Origin of the sequence: Thermovirga sp. (assembly GCF_017656375.1) — a bacterium.
Classification (GTDB): Bacteria; Synergistota; Synergistia; order Synergistales; family Thermovirgaceae; genus Thermovirga.
Genome location: NZ_JACDOB010000006.1, coordinates 50,736 through 66,851 on the forward strand (window position 1 = coordinate 50,736; position 16,116 = coordinate 66,851).

Sequence of the window (16,116 nt, forward strand, 5' to 3'; positions counted from 1 at the left end):
AAGATAGAAAATTAACTGAGCAAGAATATTACCATGCTGGCGTATGCTTGTAAAGACTCCAAAATTTAATTCATTGACAGAGCGGATAACAAGATGATAGACTCTCGTCCGTATCGGATGACTTGTTATTCTGATAAAGAGATAGGGGGATAAATAAAAATGTTGCCAAATGCTATGTTGAAGGATGGTTTTTTGAATGATAATTCACAACTTCGAGTTTTCCTTGACAAGAACGAAAACCCTTACGATGTGGCACCTGCCTTGAAAGAAGAGCTTAGGATGAGGATGCAGGACTTGAGTTTCAATAGGTATCCGGATATGGAAAATCGCAGACTTAGAGAAGCTTTGGCGCTTGATGCGGGATTGGATGCAGATAATGTAACAGTAGCAAATGGAGGAGACGAGATAATACAGATGCTGTTTTTGGCTTTTACTAAGCCTGGCTCTAACGTTTTGATGCTAAGGCCTTGTTTTTCTCAATATTGCTATCTTTGTAAGATTTTCCCGGTGAAGCAGAAAATTGTTCCTTTTAAGCTGTCTGCAGGAGAAGTTTCTTTTGACGAAGAAAAATTTCTAGATTGCCTCTCTTCTTATTCCCCTGATTTGGTTTTATTGGATAGGCCTAATAACCCCACAGGGAAAAGTCTCCCATTGGATTTCTTAAAAGAGGTGATAAGGCTTTCGCCGGGGGTAGTGTTGGTGGACGAGGCCTATGTCCAATTTGGTTATGACTCTATTTTGGATTTTTACGGGTCTTGCGACTTTCCTGACAATTTGGTTGTATTGAGGACCTTTTCAAAAGCTTGGGGAATGGCAGGGTTGCGGATAGGTTATGCCTTTACCTCTTTGAACCTACGCAAGGCTTTGGAGAGGGTACGTTCCCCCTTCAATCTTAACATCATATCTCAGGAGGCTGCCTTGATAGCTTTGAAGTACAAAGAATGGATGGAAAATAGAGTGGAGGGCATAAGGTGCACTAGAGACAGGTTTATAGCCGACGTCAGCAAGCTTCCGGGTTGGAGGGCTTATCCCAGTGCAGCTAATTTTGCCCTCGTTGAATCCTGCTGTGACATAGGAACGATAAGGGAATCTCTTAGGATAAATGGACTTGAAGTCAAATTCTTAAACCCAGCCGCCTTTGAAACAGAAGGGGATAAGAGAAATAAAACTTGGCTTAGGGTCACCATAGGTCGGGAGGAAGACATGGGCAGATTGATAAATATATTTAAGAATCTTTCCTAGGTAGATCTTTTCTGCTTTATAATCGTATTGAAAGTTTTAAAACAAAAGTGCTATGGAGGAGCTGTTTCTTTGTGCTTGAAATTCCGTTGGATCGGTCCTCTGAGGTGTCTCTTTATAAGCAAATATCTTATCATTTGCGAAGGATGATAGAGTCAGGAAGTCTACAAATAGGCATGCGCCTTCCTGGTTCAAGGGCTTTGGCTAGAACCCTTGGGGTCAGCCGTAATACTGTAGTGTTGGCTTATGATCTACTGGAAGATGATGGATATATAGAGCAGAGAGGGCGAAAAGGGGCCTTTGTAGCTTTTAAGAAGAAACGTTCTTTAGAGTTGCCCAAACCAGAGGGGCCGACCTGGGATCTGGCAAGTGGGGTCCCATCAGTGGATTTGATCCCATGGAAACAACTAGGCTCCATAAGCAGGGACATAATATATGAAAAAGGGGCTCTATCCTTAACTCCACCTCCATTGGCAGGCTTGCCGGAATTGAGGAAAGCTTTAGTCAGACATGCAGCTTCTAGAGGAATTCCTGCAAGATGGGAGGATGTGGTTGTGACTACCGGAGGGCAACAAGGCCTATTTTTATCTCTAATGTCCCTTGCGGAAGTTTCGACTCAATGCGTCTGGGTTGAAGAGCTAACCTATCCTGATATATTCCCCATGTTGACGAAACTGAAGTTAAAAGCCCAAACTGTCCCAATGGATGCCCAGGCCATGCTGGATGTTTGCAGCAGGCTGACGGAAAAAGATGCTCTTTACTTGATACCTAGTTTCCATAATCCAACTGGTCGAACCATGGGTTACGAAACGAGGAGAAATATTTTATGCCTTGCCAAGGAAAGAGGTTTTTGGATAATAGAGGATGATGCTTACGGAGAATTAAGATATGGTGCGTGGTCTGTTCCTGCAATGAAAGCCATGGAAAATGCAGAAAAAGTTATCTATCTTGGTTCTTTCAGCCAATTGCTTTTTCCTGGCTTAAGGCATGGTTATGTGTTGATCCCCAATCAGCTGAAAGAAGTATTTCACTCTGCCTTGGGCTGTACAGCAGGAACTGTTTCCTCGTTGGTGCAATATGTAGTTGCTGCCTTTTTGTCCGAGGGGTTACTTGAACACAGTCTCGATTTGGCAAGAAATGAGATATCTAAAAGAATGAAGAAGTTGGTGCGTGCCCTTAAAGAGCAGTTGCCTAAAGTGATAATGGAAGAGCCGCGGGGAGGTATATACCTTTGGATTACTCTTCCAGGCTTTTCTGACGAGCGCATGTATGACTTGGCTCTTTCAGAAGATATATTAGTGGTACCTGGACGACTTTTTACCAAAGATAAGAAGGAAACTTTTTCTGTGCGCCTATCTGTTAGCAGTTTAGGTGTGAACGATATTGAAAGAGTAGCGAAAGTTCTTGCTAGGATATGGAGGTAAGAGGTGAACGCACTTGATCGTGTTCTAGAAGGTCGGGAAGGCAGGTATAGGTTGCAAAGATGGTTGCTTACTAAAGTAGATGTGGTGGCCCAGGTTTCTTTAAACGTTCCTGGTTATCCAAAGAGCGTAAAGGGAGATAGGTTTTTGGTTGAGAAAATTTCTGAGGTTTATGCGAGCCAGATAGAAAAGATTGGGGGAAAAGTTACTACGAGAGTGTTGCTGGAAAATGGGATGGGGCCTGCCGCATTGGTAGGAACCACTTGTATTGATGCTTTTCAGGCCAAAACCATAGCTATAGATTTAGAGGAAGCTCATGAATGGGGAAGAATACTGGATATAGATGTGCTGACTGCAAGTGGTGCAATTAGCAGGAAAGACATAAAATGCCCTCCAAGAAAATGCCTGATATGCGATGACGATGGGAAGTTGTGTGCTAGCACGCGCAGACACGATCTTTGGGAAATTAGAGATAAAGTTTTTGAGCTTATGGAGGAGGCTGTAACCGTGTTGGGTAAATAGCATGAAGTGGATATTGGCGCATCCAAGCCGATTAAGGTTCATTTCCTTTAGATTTTTTGTTTTCGTCATGCAATAGTGCGACTATATAGCGATGCCACAGGTAGACTGCAGCCACTGCACATATAAAGCCTCCAGATAGTCCCCATGCTATCCTGAAAGGATCGGGCCTTCCTACCAAATATCCCCAAAGGCCTGCGATTCCATGGCCGAAAAAAACTAAAGTTGCGATGGAAAGAATTAAAACTATAAGCCTCATCATTTACCTCCTCGAATGTGCGTTTTAAACTGTTGTGTGCACGTATGTAAAATGGTATCATAAATCTTAAATAATATATGTCTGATAAGCGTGCAAGTTGAATATCTTAAGTTAAATTGAAGGGGGGAGAGTGTCATTAGAGAGCCAAGATTATATACTACCTCGGCAGATTACGTATATCATGAAATTAGACACAGAATTATAACAAAGCAGTTGAAGCCTGGCCAAAGATTGCCGGAGGTAAATATAGCAGCGGAGATGGGAGTCAGTCGTACTCCTGTGAGAGAGGCGTTAAGGAGACTGGCGAGTGAAGGTCTCGTTATGATAATACCTAATAGCGGAGCCCGTTTGGCATCTCCAAGCAGGAAGGAAATGGAGAACACATACGTAGTGAGAGAGGCCTTGGAGTGCTTGGCAGTTGGTTTGGCTGCGGAGAATATTACCGAGAGGTCTATCCGCAGGCTTGAGGATACCATAGCAGAGGAAGTAAGGGCGTTTGAGGAGAAGAACCTTGAGCTGTATTTGGAGGTAAATGAGGAATTTCACAGAATAATTGCTGATTCCAGCGGTAATAGGGTTTTGTCCGAATATATAGAGAACATTTTGGCGAGAACAAATGCTTATGTCATGTTCTATGACCCGTTCTACGATATAGAGGACAACCCCAGTATTGACCAGCATAAAGAGATAGTAAAGGCTCTAAAAATGCGAGATAAAGCTAAAGCTGTAGAGCTCATGAGAGAGCATTTGAAGCTATCCTTGTTGGATCTCAAAAAACCTGAAGAATAATTCTTGCAAACTGATATAGATTGGTTGGTCAGGATGGTGGGAATAAATATTCCCACCGTTTTTTTTGCCAAATGTAGAAAAGGGAAGGGAAAATTACTTTTGAAGAGGCTATAATTAACATCATTAGATTTCAAGATCTGCAAAGGAGGACTTTATATGCCAGAAAGAGCGTTACCTTCTTTTGATTTGAAAAGGAATTTTAAGCGAGTAAAAGGGGAAATAGCAGAGGCAATAGAGAGAGTACTTGAAAGCCAGCACTTTATCCTTGGTCCGGAGGTAGAAAAATTCGAGGCGGAGATAGCTTCTTATTTAGGGGTTGAACATGCCATAGGCTGTGCCTCTGGATCTGATGCGCTGCTTTTAGCTCTCATGGCGCTGGACGTCTCGGAAAAAGATGAAGTTATAACTACACCATACACTTTCTTTGCAACTGCAAGCTGCATAGCCAGATTGGGTGCTAGGCCAGTTTTTGTGGATGTGGATCCCAAGACATACAATATTTCCATTGAAGGCATAAAGGAAGCCATATCGGAAAGAACTAAAGTAATTCTTCCTGTTCATCTGTTTGGTCAGATGGCTAAAGTGGAGGAGATAAGGAAGGTTGCACCTGGAAAAACTATGGTAGAAGATGCAGCACAAGCCATTGGTGCCGTTCGGTTTATAGAAGAAAGAGGAGTTAAAGCTGGTACGGTAGGTGACTTGGCGTGTTTTTCTTTCTTTCCTACCAAGAATCTTGGTGCTTATGGAGATGGAGGCATGGTAGTAACAAGGTGTGAAAAACTTGCTGATAGGATTTCTAGACTTCGAGTTCATGGGGCAGGCTCTCAGTACATGCATGAAGAGATAGGCATAAACAGCAGATTAGATGCCATACAGGCTGCCATATTAAGAGTCAGGTTAAAACATCTTGAGGTTTGGAACGAGGAGAGAAGGAAAGCAGCGGCTCGCTATAATCTGTTGATTGCTGAGAAAGGATTAGAAGAGTGGGTGGCTGTGCCTGAGACTGAAGAAAATAACCATCACACGTATCACCAATATGTGGTTCGTTGCAAGAGACGAGATGATTTGCAGGAGTTTTTGAAAGGCAAAGGCATAACTACTAGAGTTTACTATCCAGTACCACTACATATGCAAAAGTGTTTTGAATACCTTGGGTACAAACAAGGCCAGTTTCCTGTAGCGGAGATGCTTTCCAAGGAAAGCCTGGCCCTTCCAATGTTTCCTGAGATCAAGCCAGAAGAACAGGAATGGGTAGTAGAAAATATTAGGCAATTCTACTTAAAATAATTTGACTTTTATTGACTAAACTTGCTGTGTGATGTAAAATTACGCAGAGCGAAGAGTTTGGATTTTTTATGAATGGAGGTGTCTATATGCTTTTCCCATTCTTTTTCGACCCTACAATTATATTGCTTTTGCCAGCTCTCTTTTTGGCGTTTTGGGCACAGATGAAGGTGAAGGGGGCTTATGCTGAATACAGTAGGGTTGCCACCACGCGAGGAATTAGGGCGCAGGAAGCAGCCCGCATGATCCTTGATAGTTTTGGTTTGAGGAACGTGGCAATTGAACCTGTGCCAGGCAACCTGACGGATCACTATGATCCCAGGTCTAAGACGTTGCGGCTGTCTGAAGGAGTATACAATAGCCCAAGCATAGCGGCTATAGGCATAGCAGCCCATGAGGCAGGACATGCTTTGCAAGACATGGATGGATATGCGCCTCTTAGGTTAAGGAACATGGTCGTGCCAGTGGCGAATCTTGGCTCGGGTTTGGCTTTTCCCTTGTTTTTTATAGGGTTTTTGTTTGGTTCACCCACGATGATGGATATAGGGATTTTGTTTTTTATTGGGGTTCTTGTATTTCATTTGGTTACGTTGCCTGTAGAGTTTAACGCCAGTGGCAGGGCAATCAAAGTTCTTGCGGGGACTGGTATGTTTACGCAGGACGAACTTCATGGAGCGAAGAAGGTATTAGATGCTGCTGCTCTTACTTATGTGGCAGCTACAGTTATGGCTGCTATGCAGCTTCTAAGGTTGATCATGTTGAGGGGGATGCGCAGCGACTAGTGAGAAGGTTTATAGCGCTTTTGCTCTTGCGTTATGCTCCTATGAATGGTGATAGTATAATAGGGTGGCGGATGTCACCCTATTATGTTCCTTTGGGGTTGGTAAAGTATTTGGTTTGTTCAGATTAGGAGGAAATAGTTATGCCTCTTTTGATTCTTGGGATTTTATTTCTTTTTGTTATGCCCTGGTTAGGTGTTTTATTTTTGGGTTTTGCTCTGCTCCTTTTTATCCTTATTCCCCTAGGTTTTGCGGCAAAATCTTTAGTTTGGCTCTTTATAGGTCCTAAAGAGCTTTTTAAGGTTATGTCTAACAAGAAAGTCAGGAAAAACCATGCCCTTGAACATGCCACCATTAATGTTATAGAAGAAAGATATGGAATAGATATGCTTTCTGGTATATCTACGGAAGAGGGTTTTTCTGTAAATGGGCCAGTTTCACCTGCAATTGCCCTATCTGCGGCATCAGAGGCCTTGGCTAGGTTAAAAAGAGGCGAGAAGGGTTTAGCTATACATGCAAGGTGTGGCACCACTATAGTGGTTGTCAACACTTTGTCTTCCTTGATCTTTATTTTAGCTCTCATAGCTACTGATAGCCTTGGGTTATGGACTGTTTTGTTAGCCATCTCAGTTTCATGGTTGTTAGGGCCTTATATGAGCCGATTGGCTCAAGCCCATATTACCACTTTAGCGGAAGTTGATGACATAGTTATAGCCGGAGCGGAAGTTAAGCCTAGGGAGATTGGCGTGTGGAGTATGAGGTTTTTGGTGCCGGGAGAGATATTTATAAGGACTCGGACATTAGGTGAACCTTTAAAGGTGGAGGTTTTGGATTAATGAGAGGTATAGAAGCGGCCCTTGCTGTTTGGAGGAAAATAAACGAAGGTTCTTTTGCCAGCGAAGTTTTGAGGAAAAAATCTCATGATCTTCCTGAAGGAGACAGGATTTTAGCTGCTTCATTGGTGTATGGGGCTATGCGTAGGGCTATTTTCTGGAAGCACTTGGCGAAGAAATATTCGGGGCGGCCGCTTAGGGAGTTTTCTCCGGCAGCAGGAGATGCTGTGGTTTTAGGTATTGCGGGCATAGCAGAGTTGCGTAAGTTCCCTGTGGCTTCGTTGGTGAATGCTTTGGTTGAGTTTGTGAAAAAGAACGGATTCAGAAAAGAGGTTCCTGTGGTCAATGCCGTTCTTAGGAGAGCAGCAAGAGAAGCGCGAAAGGATCTTAAGAAATATTTAAGCAGTCCTCAGCTGAAGGATTTGTGCCTTGCGTGCGGAGTCCCCTATTGGGTGGGGACCAGTTTGAGCGATAATTGGGGAAGGAAGGAAGCTAGGCAACTTTTGAAACTCATGACGATGAGAGCTTATGTTTCCTTGAGAGTCTCTCCAGGTGCAGATGAGAATGAAATTGTATCTAAACTAAGGGAGACGGGATACAAGGTTTGGAAATCTCCTATGATTGATTACTCCTTGAGGATGGCTTCGTCTGTTTTTCCCCCTAACCTATATGGTTACAGCGAAGGATTGGTGACACCCCAAACTGAGTCTTCTATGATGGTGGCGGAAGTTGTTGCGTCGAATTACGAAGGGGGGCTAATCCTTGATATGTGTTGTGGAAGGGGAATAAAGACAACGCAAATTGCCCAAATTTTAGGAGATGCTCCCATAGAGGCCTGGGAGTTGTCTCAAGGGAGAATAAGTGCAGCGGAAAGAGAATTAGAAAGACTTAAATTAAAGAAGAGATCCATTGTTCTTAAGAGAGGAAATGCTCTTGAGCTTGAACCAGACGAAAGGCCTTCTTTGGTCTTTGTAGATGTTCCTTGCAGTGGCAGCGGAACCTGGGCGAGACATCCAGATGGGAAAATGCGTCAGAATAAAGATAAGCTTGAGCATCTTTCTGCGTTGCAGGGCTCCATGCTTTGTAGGGCTCTTGAGATGGTGAAGCCTGGAGGTAAAGTAGTCTATTCAACATGTAGTTTGCTTAGAGCTGAAAATGAATTGGTGGTGGGTGAGGCTGCAGGGAAGGTGTCTGGTGTAGTTGAAATTCCGTTGAGTAGACCATATGATTATGCGAGACGCGGCAGGCCTTGGGGGTATTATATTTGGCCAGCTTTGCCATGGGTTGATGGGTTTTATATGGCAGTTCTTAAAAAACGCCCTTAGGAGGTTAAGTAATGCGCAGTATTGTAAAAATAGCCTTGCTTGTAACTATTTTGGTAATAATAGGTTCAGGGGCTTTCGCCATTTACTCAGTTTTTTGGGGATTCAGGGATGCAGCGGTTCCAAACTTAGAGGGAATGAAAGTTGCTGATGCGGCTTCGCTCATAGAGGGAAAGGGAATAAAGCTGAGAATAGACGAAGTTGATTCTGTGCAGCCAGAGGGCACTATTGTCGAACAGTGGCCCAAAGCCGGAAGCATGGTAAAAAAGGGGCAAATTGTAATACTGAAAGTGAGTCGTGGAGGGGCAAGGCTACCTCTGCCAGACGTGAGAGGTATGGAGTATGGCCAGTGTGTGACCTTGCTTAAAGAAAAGGGGTTTGTTGTAGGAGAAATAGTGAGAATTCATAGTAACGCAAGACCAGCTGGTGTTGTCATTGCCCAAAGCCCTGCGGCTCCGGCGTTGGTGCCACAGAATAAGCCTATTGACTTGTTGGTTAGCCTTGGGCCAAGCCGGGTCGATGGCAAGGTTAAGGTCCCTAATGTTTTAGATAGAAGCGAAAAAATTGCAAGACAAATTTTGGGACAAAGCGGACTTAGGGTTGGTGCGGTCAAGTTTCGTTACACCCTTTTAACTCCTCCGGGCATGGTTATGGATATGGCTCCAAGGCCAGGAGTGGAGGTTGCTGAAGGTAGCTCTGTTGTCCTTTATGTGGCGACTTCAAAAAAGCCAAGTACTCCTGAGAAGAAGACCGTACTAAAGGAGCCTAAGAAAGAGCCAGAAAAAATTGAAAGTGTTGTATCTAACAGCAAACCTTCAAAAGTTGAAAAAGAAGAAGAAAGTGCTGGTGCGCCTACAAGCGCAACATCTACAGGGAGCCCTTCTGGCCAAGAATCTAAAGAATCTACAAAGATTGCAAAGATTAGGTATCAGGTTCCTCCGTTGGCGAAACCTATGGAATTGAAAATTGAGCTCATTGACAAAAAGGGAGTCAAGACGATTTTGAAAAGGCAAGTTAATTCTGGAGAATATATATCTATTGATGCACCCTTTGTGGGAGATGCAGCAGTGACTATTTATCTAGGAGGACAGTTCGTATGGCAAGATCGTTATCGATAAATGATGGAGAAGTGCTAATAGCTCCTTCTGTGCTTTCGGCAAATCCATTGAGGATGGCCGAGGCGGTGGAGGGCCTTTCGGGAGAATACGATTTGCTCCATGTAGATATAATGGATGGCCATTTTGTTCCGAACCTTTCTTATGGCCCCGATCTAGTTAGGAGGATGAGGCAAGAGTGGCCAGAAGTGACTTTAGATACCCATCTAATGGTTGAAAACCCGGAGCAGTTTATAGATGTCTTCGCTGAGGCAGGGACCGATATATTAACTGTACATGTGGAAGTGGCTCCTCACTTGCATAGGTTAATTGAGATGATAAGAGCAAGAGGCTGTATCCCCGGGGTGAGTATTAATCCAGCTACACCTGTGGAGTGGTTGAAGCCTGTGCTCCCGATGGTAGGACTTGTGCTTGTGATGTCGGTGAATCCAGGTTTTGGGGGGCAGTCCTTCATCCCTCAAGTTTTGTCAAAAGTCAAAGCCTTGTCGTGCTGGAAGAAAGCCGGATCCTTTGACTATCTCATAGAGGTGGATGGGGGAGTGACGCCTCAAAATGTTGGAGAGGTGGTGAAGGCAGGCTGCGACGTGGTGGTGGCGGGCAGCACGATTTTCAAAGCTTCGTCGCCATCTGATACGGCTAGGCTGTTAAAAAAAATAGCTGTGGAGGCGAAAAGAAGTGGAAGATGAGAGAAAGGTTGCTGCAGAGCTTGGTGAAAGAGTAAGAGAGAAACGGGAATCTTTGGGGCTGACTCTTGATGATATAAACAAGAAAACCAAGATACGAAAGGCCTTTCTAGAAGCTATAGAGGAAGGGAATCTTAAGATCCTTTCAGGAATAATCTATGTCAAAGGATTTATAAAAACATATCTCAAAGCCATAAATGCTGAAGGGCTTTATTCTGAATATGAGAAGTTGCTAAATTCCCTTGCGGCAGAGCGTGAAAACAAAAATTTAGAAAAAATGGTCGATTACATGCCTCCACAGAAGCGCTTCAGAAAACCATCAAGGTGGTGGATCTATAGCGCTTTGCTTATTTTACTAGTGGCCTCGGGCTTTATGGTTTGGCAGGAAAGGGAACAGATCAGGATGAAATCCAAATTGGTGTTAGAACAGAAAAATAGTTCAACGGCCAAATCCGTTACTCCCGTAGCAGATATCGCCTCTTCAGATGATATGGTTGTGTCTAAAAGTGTAAACGCTGAAGAGGCTTCGTTACCGCAGGAAATAGAAACAGAGCAAGTTGAGCCTAACGTCGAAGTGGTAGAGAAAAAACAGGACCGACAAAAGGATCCGGTAAAGCAGGAAAAGCTTTTAACCATGAAGTTTGATGGACCTTGCTGGATTAGGATAACTAAAGGGGAAAAAGTGATTTTTCAGGGAACCCTTAAGAAGGGACAAAAGAAGGACGTCCTAGTCGATATCCCTGTTAACATAAGGTATGGTAATGCTGGTGCGGTCCAGAATCTTTGGAATGGAGAGCTGAAGGAAAAGATAGGACAAAAAGGCGAGGTAGTAACTTACGAATACCTCCCTGATGGAACTATGAGAAGGATGTAGATGTGAGATGACTGAGAAGAAAGTATTCATTTTGAGCCTTGGATGCGCAAAAAATCAGGTTGATAGTGAGACTTTGGCAGGAGTGCTCAAAGGAGCAGGATTTTCTCTTGTAGAGAAGATGGAAGATGCTCAAATAGCCATAGTAAATACCTGTGGTTTTATTCAACCTGCAGTAGAAGAGAGTATAGATGCTATCCTGGATTTAGAGGAACTGAAAAGAGCTTACTCTTTGGAGAAAATAGGGGTAGTGGGTTGCCTTCTGAATAGATATGGAGAAGAATTAAAAAAAGAGTTGCCCATGGTAGATTTTTGGGCTGAGGCTGGACAATGGGAGGCCTTGCTAGCCGATATGGGAAGTTCCGCAGGAGAAGCTTTCCAGGAAGTGCTTCCAGGTCACTCTGTATGGAGCAGATATCTTAAAATAAGCGAAGGTTGCAGTAACAATTGTTCTTACTGCATGATACCTTCCATAAGAGGTCCTTTACGAAGTTTTGCAGTGAACGAGATACTTAGCAGAGCAGAGTTTTTGGTAGAGCAAGGCGCCCGTGAGATATGCCTTGTTGGACAAGACTTGACTGCCTATGGGATGGACTGGGACGGGAAATCCCATTTGTTGAGGTTGATAGAAGTTCTGAACGATAAGTTTAGTGGTTCGAAAATTTGGTTTCGCTTGCTTTATCTTCACCCTGCCAGAGTCAATAGAGATATTATTTCAGCGGTAGTTTCAAGCGATGTTTTCCTAAATTACCTTGATATGCCACTTCAACATGTAGACCCTGAAATATTAGCCAAGATGAACAGGGGCGCTTTTTCAGAAAAAGATCTGAGAATGCCCTTTGAAGTGGCGAGGGAGCTAGATCCGGATTTCACCTTAAGGACTACTTTTATGGCAGGGTTTCCCGGTGAAACGGAAGAGCATCATAGTAAGGTTTTGGATTTTATAGAGGAAATCCAATTGGATCGTGTTGGAGTTTTTACTTTTTACGAAGAAGAAGGTGCAAAGGCGGCGTTAATGCCCGAGCAAGTGCCTGTTTCTGTGAGGGAACGGAGAGCTTCTGAGATCTTGGAACTTCAGTCTGAGATATCCTATAGGAGGCAACAGAGATTCGTAGGAAAAACGTTGGAGGCATTGGTGGAGGATAAAGTTGAAGAAGATGGCAAGAAAGCGTGGGGAAGGACTTATAGGGATGCTCCGGAAGTGGATGGCTTGGTTGAGATTGCATCTGATAAAAACCTCCAACCTGGGAGCTTTGTGAAGGTGAAAATAAAAGAGGTTTACGAACATGATATGGCGGGGGAGGCAGTAGAGCGTGAAGATTGAGTCCTGGTATTCTGTTGTTTCTACGTGCTTTGGTTTAGGTTGCCTCACGTCCATGCCTGGCACTCTCGCTTCCTTTGTGGCCTTTTTGATTTACATAATATATCCTGTTAATCTTTGGATAATTGCTGGAGTGTTTTTGTTGGGCGTCTTTGCTGCTGATAGGTATATAAAGGAACGGGGAAATCTTGACCCTGGGGAGGTAGTTATAGATGAAGTAGTAGGAAGCTGGATAGCCTTCTTTGGCTTTTCCCCAGGGGCTGCCTTTGCTGCGTTATTTCTTTTCAGGGTGTTTGACATATTAAAGCCCTTTCCTGTGAATGCTGCAGAAAAGCTTCCTGGAGGGGTAGGTGTTATGGCGGACGATGTTGTCGCAGGTCTATATGCCAACTTGTTGGTTAGGGGAATCTTTTGGATATTTTTGCCTGCATTGTCAGGATAAGAATAGAGCGAAAAGGAGGAAGGCTTAACCCGTGAAGAAGGCAGCCCTTTTTGCTGTAGGGGATGAACTTTTGGCTGGAATTGGTAGAGAAGGCAATTGTGCTTGGCTTGCTGGAAAACTCTCAGAAATAGGCTGGGAAGTTGTGGTTATTCAAGTTTTGCCAGATGAAGTTGAAGCTATAGTATCAGACTTAGAACAATGGGTTGGAAAGGTGAGCCTTATCGTTCTTTCTGGAGGGCTTGGGCCTACTCATGACGATTTAACGAGAGAGGCTATTGCTAAGCTTTTGGGGAGTCCTTTGATGTTGAGGGAAGACCTGTATACGCCCATACTTGCGAGGTATTCTGGCCCTATAAGGGGAGCTGTGGAAATGTCCAAGGGTAAACAGGCTATGATACCAGAAGGAGCGGAAGGCATTTATAACCCCCTAGGCTCAGCTTTGGCTTTTAAAGCCAATCATAAAGGCACCCATATTTTTGCCTTACCAGGAGTCCCAAGGGAGTTTAAGGCCATTGCGGAGGAGAGCTTGTTGCCATTTCTCTCAAGAGGGGAGAACGTGAGAGAGGTTATTAAGGTTGTTGGCTGGCCTGAGAGTACGTTGAAAGATAAGGTCAAGGGCCTCTTGGATTTTGAGGGAGTAAAATTATCTATTCTACCTTCACCAAACTGTGTTACTCTGTCTCTGTGGGGTAAGCCAGAGGTTGTGACAGGCGCGGTAGATTATGTGCAAAGTTTGATACCGGAAGATATTTTGCCCCAAGGAGCTTCTAGTTTGGCTGAGGCGGTTTTGATTGAGGCAGAAAAAAAGCACAAGACAGTGTCATTTGCCGAATCTTGCACAGGTGGGCTTTTGGGAGCTGCTCTTACTGAGGTCCCCGGTGCATCTAGAATCTTTTTAGGGGAAGTGGTTTGTTACAGCAATAACTCTAAAAAAGAAATATTAAACGTTCCTGAGGAAATTATAATAAAATACGGGGCTGTAAGTTGCCAGTGTGCTAGAGCAATGGCTTTGGGAGCAAAGGCTCTTTTTGGTTCCTCTTTTGCCCTTTCTGTTACAGGCATTGCGGGGCCTGATGGGGGTACAGCTGAAAAACCTGTTGGCACTGTGTGTTTTGCCATAGCAACTCCTAAAGGAGTGGAAACTTTTGAAAGGAAGTTTTTTGGCGATCGCTCCAACATAAGGAGTTGGGCTGTAGCTTTTGGGCTTGAGAAGCTTTGGCGAGCCATTAGGAGGGAGTATGGTGGAGGTTGTTAGGTGTTTTATCTGTGTCGAGTTAGAAGAAAAAATTAGAAAGAAAATAAGCCGGTGGATTGACGAGCTAAAAATATTAGCACCGAGACTTAAATGGGTTTCATGGGAAGGCTTGCACATAACCTTAAAGTTCTGCGGAGAGATAAGCTTGAGCAAGGTTATCAAGCTTGAAAACGCCCTTCAAGATGCCTTTGCAAGGGAGACAATAGGCCCTTTTGATTTGGAAATAGCAGGTGTTGGGGCCTTCCCAGGGCTTAGGGAACCTAGAGTTCTGTGGTTAGGGATTGGGGGAGAGGAAGATCAGCTTGTAAGGATTGTGGAGGTAGTTGAAGGTGCTGCAGAAGTTGTAGGGTTGGAAAGAGAGCACAGACCCTTTCATCCTCACGTAACCATAGCCAGAGTAAAATCTCCATCGGATGTCCCTGTGGATTTGATAAGAACCATAAGTGATCATGATTTAGGACAACTTAGTTGGAAAGTTAATGGTGTGACTTTGATGAAAAGCGAGCTTAAACGCACAGGTTCCATATATACTCCTATAGCAAAGTATCATCTTAATCAACCGGAGGTGAGTTGATAGTGGCCAAGGCTAAACAGAAAAAAGAAGTAACGAGGGAAGATGTGCTGGATTTAGCTTTGAGAGATATCAAGAGTAAATTTGGTGAAGGGGCTATTATGTGCCTAGGTGAGGAAAAGACTTCTGATGTAGACGTTATCCCATCGGGGGTTTTGTCGTTAGATTTAGCTCTTGGAATAGGGGGATACCCCAGGGGGAGAATAATAGAAATTTTTGGGCCGGAGGGTAGCGGTAAGACTACGCTAGCTCTTCATGCTATAGCGGAAGCCCAAAAGGCAGGGGGTATAGCTGCCTTCATAGATGCAGAACATGCCCTTGACCCTCGTTTGGCAAATGCTATGGGGGTTAAAGTTGATTCTTTGTATGTCTCACAGCCAGACAGTGGAGAACAGGCGCTATATATACTTGAGACATTGGTTCGCAGCAGCGCTGTGGATGTGATTGTGGTAGACTCTGTAGCTGCACTGACGCCTCAGGCGGAAATTGATGGCAGAATTGGAGACAGTCAGGTGGGGCTTCAGGCAAGGCTTATGTCGTATGCTTTGAGGCGCCTAACGTCTGCTATATCCAAGAGTAACTGTATTGTCATATTTATAAATCAGTTGAGAGCTAAAATATCTACGATGGGATATGGAGGACCACAGGAGACCACTACAGGTGGAAGAGCCCTTAAGTTTTATAGCTCGGTGCGTATAGAAGTTAAAAGAGGGAAGGCCTTGACTAAAGGCGAAGAGACCATTGGGCACGAGCTCTGGATAAAGGTAGTTAAGAACAAGCAAGCTCCTCCTTTTAAAACGGCCCATGCATCTTTAATATATGGGAGGGGCATACCTGAGGAAATGTCTGTTTTGGACATGGCCCTAGACATGGAGATTGTCTCAAAACGGGGCTCTTGGCTTTCTTATAAAGGGGAAACTCTGGGGCAAGGCAAGGATAATGTTGCTACATATCTGAAAAATAATCCAGAGTTGATGGCAGAGTTAACCAGAGAAGTGAAGGGGAAAATGGCCCAAAGTGGCGGATTTATTATAGCTCCTCATGAAGAGGAGAAGGAAAAAGACGAGCCTCTCGCGGTGGAGGATCTGGACATTGAGGAGGGGATCTTAGAGCTCGATGTCGAGGGAGATAATTAAATAGATAATTGGATAAATAATACAACAGGCAGGAGTGATTTATAAACCCTGCCTGTTGTATCGCAAGAGAGATTAAAAGCCCGCACCAAGCATAACATAAATAAGCTCGACTACTTTTTTGTAAACAAATGGAAACCTCCAGTATAAATTTCAGAAATAGTCTGTCTATTTGAAGGTGTTGACAGTTTTTGTAATGCCGGTTATTATTACCTTCGCCTCGCGGGAACGGCTGCGGCGAGGTGGAGCAACTTGACAGTGGAATATAGGCAGAAGGGTG

17 protein-coding genes are annotated in these 16,116 nt (G+C 44.0%); 16 read left to right on the plus strand and 1 reads right to left on the minus strand.

Annotation, left to right across the window (positions count from 1 at the left end):
• Positions 1-159: 159 nt before the first annotated feature.
• From H0Z23_RS03670 to H0Z23_RS03680, 3 genes are all read left to right on the plus strand, one after another.
• On the plus strand, positions 160-1,242 hold the full coding sequence (locus tag H0Z23_RS03670) for a histidinol-phosphate transaminase (RefSeq protein ID WP_296867613.1): 1,083 nt from the start codon (positions 160-162) through the stop codon (positions 1,240-1,242).
• A 71-nt stretch (positions 1,243-1,313) separates the two neighbouring features.
• Positions 1,314-2,663, plus strand: coding sequence for a PLP-dependent aminotransferase family protein (locus tag H0Z23_RS03675; protein ID WP_296867614.1), 1,350 nt, complete (start codon positions 1,314-1,316; stop codon positions 2,661-2,663).
• Between the two features lie 3 nt (positions 2,664-2,666).
• Positions 2,667-3,182 carry a citrate lyase holo-[acyl-carrier protein] synthase gene (locus H0Z23_RS03680; RefSeq protein WP_296867615.1) on the plus strand — a complete coding sequence of 172 codons (516 nt, stop codon included), beginning with the start codon at positions 2,667-2,669 and terminating at the stop codon, positions 3,180-3,182.
• A 31-nt stretch (positions 3,183-3,213) separates the two neighbouring features.
• Here H0Z23_RS03680 and H0Z23_RS03685 read toward each other — a convergent pair whose 3' ends face one another.
• Positions 3,214-3,438, minus strand: coding sequence for a hypothetical protein (locus H0Z23_RS03685; RefSeq protein ID WP_296867616.1), 225 nt, complete (start codon positions 3,436-3,438; stop codon positions 3,214-3,216).
• A 135-nt stretch (positions 3,439-3,573) separates the two neighbouring features.
• Here H0Z23_RS03685 and H0Z23_RS03690 point away from each other — a divergent pair, with 135 nt between their 5' ends.
• From H0Z23_RS03690 to recA, 13 genes are all read left to right on the plus strand, one after another.
• A complete protein-coding gene (locus H0Z23_RS03690) occupies positions 3,574-4,227 on the plus strand; it encodes a GntR family transcriptional regulator (RefSeq protein WP_296867630.1) in 654 nt (217 codons plus the stop codon).
• A gap of 156 nt (positions 4,228-4,383) precedes the next feature.
• Positions 4,384-5,514, plus strand: coding sequence for a DegT/DnrJ/EryC1/StrS aminotransferase family protein (locus H0Z23_RS03695; RefSeq protein WP_296867617.1), 1,131 nt, complete (start codon positions 4,384-4,386; stop codon positions 5,512-5,514).
• 86 nt (positions 5,515-5,600) lie between these two features.
• Entirely contained in the window at positions 5,601-6,293 is a 693-nt protein-coding gene (locus H0Z23_RS03700) for a zinc metallopeptidase (RefSeq protein ID WP_296867631.1), read from the plus strand.
• A gap of 140 nt (positions 6,294-6,433) precedes the next feature.
• A complete protein-coding gene (locus tag H0Z23_RS03705; protein ID WP_296867618.1) occupies positions 6,434-7,126 on the plus strand; it encodes a DUF6391 domain-containing protein in 693 nt (230 codons plus the stop codon).
• Positions 7,126-8,448, plus strand: a complete 1,323-nt coding sequence (locus tag H0Z23_RS03710) for a transcription antitermination factor NusB (protein WP_296867619.1) — start codon at positions 7,126-7,128, stop codon at positions 8,446-8,448. The genes H0Z23_RS03705 and H0Z23_RS03710 overlap by 1 nt, the downstream gene beginning before the upstream one ends.
• A gap of 11 nt (positions 8,449-8,459) precedes the next feature.
• Positions 8,460-9,563 carry a PASTA domain-containing protein gene (locus tag H0Z23_RS03715; protein WP_296867620.1) on the plus strand — a complete coding sequence of 368 codons (1,104 nt, stop codon included), beginning with the start codon at positions 8,460-8,462 and terminating at the stop codon, positions 9,561-9,563.
• Positions 9,542-10,246 carry a ribulose-phosphate 3-epimerase gene (rpe, locus tag H0Z23_RS03720; RefSeq protein WP_296867621.1) on the plus strand — a complete coding sequence of 235 codons (705 nt, stop codon included), beginning with the start codon at positions 9,542-9,544 and terminating at the stop codon, positions 10,244-10,246. The genes H0Z23_RS03715 and rpe overlap by 22 nt, the downstream gene beginning before the upstream one ends.
• Entirely contained in the window at positions 10,236-11,117 is an 882-nt protein-coding gene (locus H0Z23_RS03725; RefSeq protein ID WP_296867622.1) for a RodZ domain-containing protein, read from the plus strand. Before rpe ends, H0Z23_RS03725 begins: the two co-directional genes overlap by 11 nt.
• 7 nt (positions 11,118-11,124) lie before the next feature.
• The gene (gene rimO, locus H0Z23_RS03730; protein ID WP_296867623.1) at positions 11,125-12,438 is read left to right on the plus strand and encodes a 30S ribosomal protein S12 methylthiotransferase RimO; all 1,314 of its coding nucleotides are present in this window, start codon (positions 11,125-11,127) and stop codon (positions 12,436-12,438) included.
• A complete protein-coding gene (locus tag H0Z23_RS03735; RefSeq protein ID WP_296867624.1) occupies positions 12,428-12,877 on the plus strand; it encodes a phosphatidylglycerophosphatase A in 450 nt (149 codons plus the stop codon). Before rimO ends, H0Z23_RS03735 begins: the two co-directional genes overlap by 11 nt.
• Positions 12,878-12,908: 31 nt before the next feature.
• Entirely contained in the window at positions 12,909-14,132 is a 1,224-nt protein-coding gene (locus H0Z23_RS03740) for a CinA family nicotinamide mononucleotide deamidase-related protein (protein ID WP_296867625.1), read from the plus strand.
• The gene (gene thpR / locus H0Z23_RS03745) at positions 14,116-14,706 is read left to right on the plus strand and encodes an RNA 2',3'-cyclic phosphodiesterase (protein ID WP_296867626.1); all 591 of its coding nucleotides are present in this window, start codon (positions 14,116-14,118) and stop codon (positions 14,704-14,706) included. The genes H0Z23_RS03740 and thpR overlap by 17 nt, the downstream gene beginning before the upstream one ends.
• A gap of 2 nt (positions 14,707-14,708) precedes the next feature.
• A complete protein-coding gene (recA, locus tag H0Z23_RS03750) occupies positions 14,709-15,839 on the plus strand; it encodes a recombinase RecA (protein ID WP_296867627.1) in 1,131 nt (376 codons plus the stop codon).
• Positions 15,840-16,116 lie beyond the last annotated feature (277 nt).

Coding starts and splice junctions, on each gene's coding strand:
- H0Z23_RS03715 (WP_296867620.1), top strand. CDS start 8,460: ATGCGCAGTATTGTAAAAATAGCCTTGCTTGTAACTATTTTGGTAATA.
- thpR (WP_296867626.1), top strand. CDS start 14,116: ATGGTGGAGGTTGTTAGGTGTTTTATCTGTGTCGAGTTAGAAGAAAAA.
- rpe (WP_296867621.1), top strand. CDS start 9,542: ATGGCAAGATCGTTATCGATAAATGATGGAGAAGTGCTAATAGCTCCT.
- H0Z23_RS03685 (WP_296867616.1), bottom strand. CDS start 3,438: ATGAGGCTTATAGTTTTAATTCTTTCCATCGCAACTTTAGTTTTTTTC.
- H0Z23_RS03700 (WP_296867631.1), top strand. CDS start 5,601: ATGCTTTTCCCATTCTTTTTCGACCCTACAATTATATTGCTTTTGCCA.
- H0Z23_RS03695 (WP_296867617.1), top strand. CDS start 4,384: ATGCCAGAAAGAGCGTTACCTTCTTTTGATTTGAAAAGGAATTTTAAG.
- H0Z23_RS03670 (WP_296867613.1), top strand. CDS start 160: ATGTTGCCAAATGCTATGTTGAAGGATGGTTTTTTGAATGATAATTCA.
- H0Z23_RS03710 (WP_296867619.1), top strand. CDS start 7,126: ATGAGAGGTATAGAAGCGGCCCTTGCTGTTTGGAGGAAAATAAACGAA.
- H0Z23_RS03705 (WP_296867618.1), top strand. CDS start 6,434: ATGCCTCTTTTGATTCTTGGGATTTTATTTCTTTTTGTTATGCCCTGG.
- rimO (WP_296867623.1), top strand. CDS start 11,125: ATGACTGAGAAGAAAGTATTCATTTTGAGCCTTGGATGCGCAAAAAAT.